We start from the raw sequence: 7680 nt of genomic DNA on the forward strand, positions 1-7680 counted from the left end.
CAGCTGGTGGGTGACAATCGAGGCATGACATACAGTTCCGCTCCCCGGGTGATGGTGGTGGAGGACTCACTGCCCATCCGAGAAGCACTGGTGGCCGCATTCGAGGACGCAGGATTCACGGCTGCGTCCCTGCCCGACGGCGACGACTTCGAGACCACGATGGCAGGCTTCCGCCCCGATGTCGTGATTCTCGACGTCATGCTGCCCGGCGCGCGGGACGGGTTCGCGTTGATCGACGTCGTTCGGCAGAGCACCGACGCCGGAATCATCATGGTCACCGCGAAGGACCGGCTGGAAGACCGGCTGCGCGGACTGAGCGATGGCGCAGACGACTACGTGATCAAGCCTTTTCAGCTCGACGAGGTGGTGGCACGAGCGAAATCGGTGCTGCGCAGACGGGGCAGATCGTCGGACGCAATCCAGGTGGGCGATCTACTGGTGGACGAATCCGCGGGGGTCGTCACCCGCGCCGGCAGTGTCCTCGATCTGACGGCGACCGAGCTCCGCCTGGCGACCTTCCTCGTCGCCCAGCGTGGCCGCACGGTCTCGAAAACGTCCATCCTCGAATCGGTCTGGGGCTACGGCGCGTACGACGGCAACCTGGTGGAAGTGCACATCAGTGCGTTGCGTCGCAAGATGGAAGCGCATGGGCCGCGGTTGATCCATACCGTCCGCGGCCTGGGTTATGCATTGCGGGCTCCGCAGTGAACCGCACGCCCACGCCCTCGTTGCGCACGCGGGTGGTCGCCACCGTCGTCGTTCTGTTCGCGGTGTTGCTGCTGATAGTCGGCGTGTCGGTGGATGTCGTTCTCGGTCAACAGCTTCGGCGTGATCTGGAAGCTCGGTTGACCGACCGAGCAACCCGGGCCGTCGAACTCGTGGAGAGCGGCGTCGAACCCGGCGATCTGGTGCAGTCCCTCCAGGGCGACGCCATCCGAGTTCGTGTCACCACTGCGGACGGCACGGTCTACGGCGCTCCCGGCACCGGGCCGCCCGGACCGGATGTTCGGCCCGCAACCCCGGCTCCGCCTGCCGGGCAGTCGAGAGCTCCCGGCCCTCCCTCGCCTCCCGATCCCCCTGCACCCCCGTCGGATTCGTTCGAGATCACCGAATCGTTGCCCGATGGCTCGACGCTGTCACTACTCGGCGACACCACCGCGATCGCCGATGTTCGCCGACAACTGCGCATCCTGATGGTGGCTGCCGGAGCCGTGACGCTGCTGTTGGCCGCAGCCACGCTCACCTATGCCGTGCGGCGCGCACTGTCACCACTGGATTCGATGACCGCCGTCGCTCGTCGAATCACCAACGGCGACAGAGGGAGAAGGCTACTACCGTCGAAGCCCAAGACGGACCTGGGCCGTACCGCCTCCGCCGTCGACGAAATGCTCGACGCCCTGGAGGACGCCGAGCGTAAGGAGGCTGCCGCCGCGCAGTCGGCGCGGCGAGCAGAGGACGAGATGCGCCGATTCCTCGCCGACGCCGCACACGAATTGCGCACTCCTGTCGCCGGGATCTCGGCGTTGGCGCAATCGTTGCAGCGCGATGTCGAGCATCGTCCCGATCGGGTCGGGAGGTGGAGCGAGCTGCTGGTCGGCGAATCGAGCAGGGCCTCCCGCTTGGTGGGCGACATGCTCGATTCCGTTCGTGCAGAGAACACTTCGGAGTTGGAACTGGCGGACGAGGATCTCGCCGACATTACGCGGCGCACCGTCGAGCGCGCGGCACTGTTATCCCCTCAGGTTCGGTTCGAGGTCGACGGATCGCAACCGGTGCCGGTCCGGGTGGACGTGGGCCGCGTCGAGCAGATTCTCTCGAACGTCCTCGAGAACGCCGCTCGATTCACGCCGCCCGGAGGTTCCGTCCGAGTGACGACAGGGGCCGATACACACGCGTTCGTCACCGTCGACGACGACGGTCCCGGCGTCGACGAGGCAGACCGCGAACGCATCTTCGAGCGGCTCGTCAGACTGAACTCGGCACGCGACCGATCCTCCGGAGGCGTCGGGCTCGGCCTCTCGATCGCACGAACGTTGGCGCGCGCTCATGGCGGCGAACTCGTCTGCGCCGCAGGGCCTACCGGCGCGAGGTTCCGCCTGATACTGCCTGGCCTCACCGGTCGTTCCGCGGGGTCCACTCCGGCGAACCACCGATAGCTATTCGACGATCAAGTCCATCAGCAGGCTGTCGTGCCAGCCGGTCGGCCCCTTCTCGTATTTGCGCATGATGCCGACCGGCTCGAAACCGACTGCGCTGTAACAGGCTATCGCTACCGCGTTGTCGGCGGCCGGGTCGATCACCAGCCGATGATGCCCCAGTTCGACGGTCAGGTATCGCACCAGGGTGCCCACGGCGTCCTGTCCGATACCGCGGCCGTGCACTGCCGGATCCAGAAAGACGTCGATCGACGCGTGCCGGTACATCGGATCGGTCTCTTCGCCGTACTGGATCAACCCAACTGCCGCGCCGTCCAATTCGACGACCAGGCGGTGTTCGTCGGGGTTGTCGAACGGCCAGTTCTCGTCGGCGTCCTCGTCGCTCCACCGCGCGTACACCTCGGGGGTGTGCAGTATTCGGCGCAGCTCCGGCACATCCTCCGCGGTGACGGGCCGCAACACGACCCGCTCACCACGAAGGTTCATCGCGAAGCTCTACTCGGCCCGCTTGGCAGCACGCGCTGCGAGATCCTGGGCGTCGAGCTCGTCCGCTTCTTCGAGAGTCGGAGCGCTGCCGCCCAATCGGGCCGGAACCCAGTACGCGCCCGGCTCGTGGTGGTAGTTCTCCTGTAGCTCGAGCAGCATCTTCTGCATCACGGTGCGTAGCCGGTCGGTCAGCTCCTGGGGCGGGCCGACCGGTGCCAACGGCTCACCGACGGCGATCGAGATGGGAGTGTTGGTGCGGCCCAGTCGCTTCGGGTAGCCCTTGGTCCACACGCGCTGTGCACCCCAGATGACCGTCGGGATGATCGGCACGCCTGCCTCGATCGCCATCCGCGCTGCGCCGGACTTGAATTCCTTGATCTCGAAGCTGCGACTGATGGTCGCCTCCGGGTACACACCCACGAGCTCGCCGTCGCGCAGGCTCGCCACGGCTGCCTTGTACGACTGCGCTCCTGCCCCGCGATCGACGGGGATGTGCCTTAGCGCGCGCATGATCGGCCCGGAGATCTTGTTGTCGAAGACTTCCTTCTTCGCCATGAACCGGATGTAGCGCTTCACCCGGCGCGGCGGTAGTCCGGCGTAGGTGAAGTCCATGTATCCGGTGTGGTTGACGGCGATGACGGCTCCACCGGTGGCAGGGATATGTTCCTCGCCCTCGACCTCGAATTTCAGGCCCTCGAACGCGAACACTGCACGAGCGATGCCGATGACTGATCGGTAGACGGGTTCCACAGTCCGTTAGCGTAGTCGGTGGACGATGCCGGACAAAAGGTCCGGGAGATGACAGGTCCGGCCAGAATGCAACGGGGGAGAAACGACGTGAAGAACAGTGCGGCATCACCAGGGCGGACCCGGGTAGTCCGAACCGCGCTGCCGCTGATCGCAACTCTCGCCCTGGTAGGAGCCTGCGATTCCGCAGTCGGACTGCCGTCCGAACAGTCCGGGGCGACGAGCAACACCACCGAGGCAACGACGTCGACGACAACTCCGACAACGGCCATTGCGAGCACCACCACGCCCCCACCGATCCCGCCCGGCCCACCCGTCGGCGAGGTTCCCGGCAACCCCGACGCTGCGATGGCGCTGCGGCCGTTCGTCAACGATCTGACCGGTGGCGGTATCGGCGTCGTCACGGCGCGGTGCTGGACTGTCCCGCCCACCGACATCCCGACGATGTACGTCGACACCGCCGCGATTCTCGCTGCCGTTGCCACCCCTGGCGTCGACGGCCAGTTCGCCGTCACGTGGACCGGGCCCACCGCTACGGTCAGTGTGAAGCGCAGTGAGATCGCGTCCGGCTACGCGTGCCCCACCGTCTACGCCACCGGCACGGCCCCTGTGTTCGACGCGGCGGACGCCGTCTACACCGTCGACCGCTACCTGGGTCGTCTCGCCGGGCTGCCCGTCGCCCCCGACGATGTGGAAGAGAACTTCCCGCTCGTCTGCGACGGTCGACAGACCTGGGACCCCCTCGGTACCGGTGTCCCCACTGCCCCACCGCTGGTGGAGAACCCGAACATCCTGCCCGGCATCACCTCGTTCGATCCCGACAGCGTGTTCGTCACCGGGCAGAACGGCATCTACACCCAGGTCAACGCAGACATCATCGACGCGTCCGGGGTGTACCAGAACCGCACCTTCGTACTGGCCGTCGGCGGCGAGGGTTACTGCATCGGCGACATCGCCTGAGCGAGTCCTATTTCAGAACGTCCGTGCCGACGAAGGGTACGAGGGCCTCGGGGACCCGGACGGTACCGTCGGCCTGCTGGTGGTTCTCGAGGATCGCGACGATCCAGCGGGTGGTGGCGAGGGTGCCGTTGAGCGTCGCCGCGGTCTGCGGCTTGCCGTTCTCGTCGCGGTAGCGCACGCCGAGGCGTCGGGCCTGGAACGTGGTGCAGTTCGAGGTCGAGGTCAGCTCGCGGTAGGCCTTCTGGGTGGGAACCCATGCCTCGCAGTCGAATTTGCGGGCAGCCGAGGAGCCGAGGTCGCCGCCTGCGGTGTCGATGACGCGGTAGGGCACCTCGACGGCCGCGAGCATCTCCTTCTCGAATTCGAGCAGCTTCTGGTGTTCGGCGGCTGCGTCCTCGGGCTTGATGTACGAGAACATCTCGATCTTGTCGAACTGATGGACTCGGATGATGCCGCGGGTGTCCTTGCCGTAGCTGCCTGCTTCGCGGCGGAAGCACGACGACCATCCGGCATATCGCTTCGGGCCGTCGGCGAGGTCGATGATCTCGCCCGAGTGGTAGCCCGCGAGAGCGACTTCGGAGGTTCCGACGAGGTAGAGGTCGTCGGCTTCGAGTCGGTAGATCTCGTCTGCGTGGGCTCCGAGGAATCCGGTTCCCGACATGATCTCCGGCCGTACCAGCACCGGCGGGATCATCATCGTGAAGCCGTTCTTGACGGCTTTCTGGGCAGCGAGTTGGAGCAGACCCTGCTGGAGCAGCGCGCCGTAGCCGGTCATGAAGTAGAAGCGTGAGCCCGAGACCTTGGCTCCGCGTTCCATGTCGATCAGGTTCAGTGCCTCGCCGAGTTCGAGGTGATCCTTGGGCTCGAAGTCGAACTCCGGGATCTGTCCGACGGTCTCGAGAAGAACGAAGTCGTCCTCGCCGCCTGCGGGCGTGCCGTCCTGAACGATGTTGGAGATCGCGCGGTGGGCTGTGTCGAGGGCCGCGTCGGCCTCGGCTTCGGCGGCCTGGGCCGCCTTCACTCGGGCAGCCAGCTCCGAAGCCCCGGCGAGCAGACCTGGACGGTCCTCGGCGGAGGCCTTACCTACCTGCTTTCCCAGCGCCTTCTGCTCTGCCCGCAGCTGATCGCCTGCGAGCACTGCGGCACGCCGCGCTGCATCTGCGTCGAGTAGCGCGTCGACGAGAGCGGGGTCCTCGCCTCGGGTGCGCTGCGAGGCGCGCACTGCGTCGGGGTTCTCGCGAAGGAATTTCAGGTCGATCACGAGAGGGAACCTTACTTGCCGAGCAACCCCAGGTAGTCCTCGCGTCCGAACATCGTCGCAGCATCGACGGCCGACGGGTGACCGCCGTGCGGGTCGGCTCCACCGTCGACGAGAACACGCACCACCTCGTCCTCACCCTTGAACACTGCCCCGGCGAGTGGAGTCTGTCCCTTGTCGTTGGACTTGTTCACATCGGCACCGCGCTCGACCAGCACGCGCACCGCGTCGGCATGCCCGTGATAGGCGGCCAGCATGACCAGCGTGTCGCCCGACTCGTTGTGCAGATTCACCGGGACGCCTGCGTCGAGGTAACTCGCGAGCGCGGCCGCGTCGCCGGTGCGGGCCATGGCGAACAGTCGGCCGGCAAGCTCGCTGAGGTCGTCGTCACGTGTTGGGTCGCTCATGAGGACCGAACCTACTCGGGCATGATGGAGGGTGATGTCCGTACACGAATCAGACCCCCCGACGGGCGAGAAGTCTCGACGAACACTGTCTTCGACCACCGCCCGACGCGGGCTCGCCATGGTTGCGGTCGGCGCGGTCCTTGCTGCGGGGGCGACGGTTCTGTTCTCCGACGGGTTCTCCCCGCCCGAGAAGATCACCACCCACACGACGGCCACCGGGCCCGCGACCGACGGACCGGTGTCGGCGACATCCTTCGGTGCGGCCGATCCGGGCACGTGCCTGCAGTGGACGCCCACCGATGATCCGGAGACCGACCGACAGGACCTCGCCGAGGTTTCGTGCGCCGATCCCCATCGCTTCGAGGTTGCCCGCGACATCGACATGAGCGTCTACCCCGGCGTCGAGTTCGGTCCGGGATCGACGTACCCCGGTTCCATCCGGTTCGGCGAGCTGCGCGACGAACACTGCGCGGCCGCCGTCGACGACTACGTCGGTGCGAAGTTCGATCCCAGCGGACGCTTCGGCGTCGGACTGATGTTCCCCAGCCAGACCGGCTGGGCCAAGGGCGAACGGACGTTGCGCTGCGGTGTGCAGATGCCGTCGAACACCGGAACTCTGATGGAGATGACCGGTTCGATCCTCGACCAGGACCAGTCGAAGGTCTGGCCGACCGGTACGTGCGTCGGCATCGATCAGAACGTGCCGGCGGATCCAGTGGACTGCTCGGCCCCGCACGCGTACGAGGTGGCGTCGGTGATCAACCTGACGCAGCAGTTCCCCGGCGGGCACCCGTCCGAGGGTGATCAGGACGCGTATCTGGAAGGCACGTGCACCGACGCCGTCAATGGCTACCTCGGTTCGGACACCGCCTTGCGCGACAAGACGCTCACCCTGTTCTGGGACACGATCGACGTCGCGAGCTGGCTCGCCGGAAGTCGCCAGGTGACGTGTTCGGTGGGCAAGGAACTCGATTCCGGCGGCTTCGCGACCATCGTCGGCACCGCCAAGGGCGACATCCTCATCAACGGTGCCGCTCCCGTCCCGCCGCCCGCCGCTCCCGACGGCCGCGCACTGCCGACACCGTTGCCCGGTGCCGCACCTATCACCACCGGAGGGTGACATTCCCACCCACATGACCCGCGTCGACTTCGAGGAAGCCGTGTCCGACGCCCTCGACACTCTGCCGCGTGAACTCACCGACTTTATGAACAACGTGGTCGTCCTCGTCGAGGAGGAACACCCGACCGAAGATATCCTCGGGTTGTACGAGGGCATCGCCTTGACCGAACGCTACGAGTACAGCGGACACTTGCCGGACGTCATCACGATCTACCGCAAACCGATCCTCGAGATGGTCGACGACGCCATCGAGGCTCGCCGCGAAATCGCCATCACCGTGGCCCACGAAATCGGACATCACTTCGGCATCGACGACGAACGATTACATCAACTCGGATTCGGCTGACGGCACTCGCCCCCTCACCCCACCCAAACGCACACCCGTCCGCATCCCCCGACGCGTGAATGGACCACTGCATTGCACTGGACCCCGTGGGTTGGACTGCTAAAGCAAATCCTAGGCTGCGAGGGCCTGGGCTCGGTATCGCACCGGGCTCAGGCCGTCGAGACGTAGCGAGATGCGGTCATTGTTGAACCAGTCGATGT

At 66.1% G+C, this 7680-nt stretch carries 10 protein-coding genes; 5 read left to right on the plus strand and 5 right to left on the minus strand.

The genetic code is table 11. The annotated features are described in order from the left end of the window. Positions 1-24 precede the first annotated feature (24 nt). On the plus strand, positions 25-708 hold the full coding sequence (locus MTX34_RS20740; protein WP_243595870.1) for a response regulator transcription factor: 684 nt from the start codon (positions 25-27) through the stop codon (positions 706-708). Continuing rightward, the gene (locus MTX34_RS20745; protein WP_243610643.1) at positions 705-2156 is read left to right on the plus strand and encodes a cell wall metabolism sensor histidine kinase WalK; all 1452 of its coding nucleotides are present in this window, start codon (positions 705-707) and stop codon (positions 2154-2156) included. Before MTX34_RS20740 ends, MTX34_RS20745 begins: the two co-directional genes overlap by 4 nt. On the opposite strand, the gene MTX34_RS20750 is transcribed toward MTX34_RS20745, so the two are convergent. Next, positions 2157-2642, minus strand: coding sequence for a GNAT family N-acetyltransferase (locus MTX34_RS20750; RefSeq protein ID WP_243610644.1), 486 nt, complete (start codon positions 2640-2642; stop codon positions 2157-2159). Between the two features lie 9 nt (positions 2643-2651). Continuing rightward, complete coding sequence (locus tag MTX34_RS20755) at positions 2652-3392, minus strand: 1-acyl-sn-glycerol-3-phosphate acyltransferase (RefSeq protein WP_243610645.1); 741 nt, start codon at positions 3390-3392, stop codon at positions 2652-2654. An 87-nt stretch (positions 3393-3479) separates the two neighbouring features. Between MTX34_RS20755 and MTX34_RS20760 the strand changes: the two genes are divergently transcribed. Beyond that, on the plus strand, positions 3480-4349 hold the full coding sequence (locus MTX34_RS20760; RefSeq protein WP_243610646.1) for a hypothetical protein: 870 nt from the start codon (positions 3480-3482) through the stop codon (positions 4347-4349). Between the two features lie 7 nt (positions 4350-4356). Here MTX34_RS20760 and serS read toward each other — a convergent pair whose 3' ends face one another. After that, complete coding sequence (serS, locus tag MTX34_RS20765; protein ID WP_243610647.1) at positions 4357-5610, minus strand: serine--tRNA ligase; 1254 nt, start codon at positions 5608-5610, stop codon at positions 4357-4359. A gap of 11 nt (positions 5611-5621) precedes the next feature. Beyond that, on the minus strand, positions 5622-6014 hold the full coding sequence (locus tag MTX34_RS20770; protein ID WP_243595864.1) for an ankyrin repeat domain-containing protein: 393 nt from the start codon (positions 6012-6014) through the stop codon (positions 5622-5624). Between the two features lie 34 nt (positions 6015-6048). Between MTX34_RS20770 and MTX34_RS20775 the strand changes: the two genes are divergently transcribed. Next, positions 6049-7134 (plus strand): septum formation family protein, encoded by a 1086-nt coding sequence (locus MTX34_RS20775; protein WP_243610648.1) that lies wholly within the window; start codon positions 6049-6051, stop codon positions 7132-7134. A gap of 13 nt (positions 7135-7147) precedes the next feature. After that, positions 7148-7480, plus strand: a complete 333-nt coding sequence (locus tag MTX34_RS20780; RefSeq protein ID WP_243595862.1) for a metallopeptidase family protein — start codon at positions 7148-7150, stop codon at positions 7478-7480. A 111-nt stretch (positions 7481-7591) separates the two neighbouring features. On the opposite strand, the gene MTX34_RS26165 is transcribed toward MTX34_RS20780, so the two are convergent. Then, the gene (locus MTX34_RS26165; protein WP_374640167.1) at positions 7592-7678 is read right to left on the minus strand and encodes an IS3 family transposase; all 87 of its coding nucleotides are present in this window, start codon (positions 7676-7678) and stop codon (positions 7592-7594) included. Positions 7679-7680 lie beyond the last annotated feature (2 nt).

The sequence above is a fragment of the Rhodococcus sp. ARC_M5 genome, from assembly GCF_022810405.1.
In the GTDB taxonomy this organism is placed as follows: domain Bacteria; phylum Actinomycetota; class Actinomycetes; order Mycobacteriales; family Mycobacteriaceae; genus Rhodococcoides; species Rhodococcoides navarretei.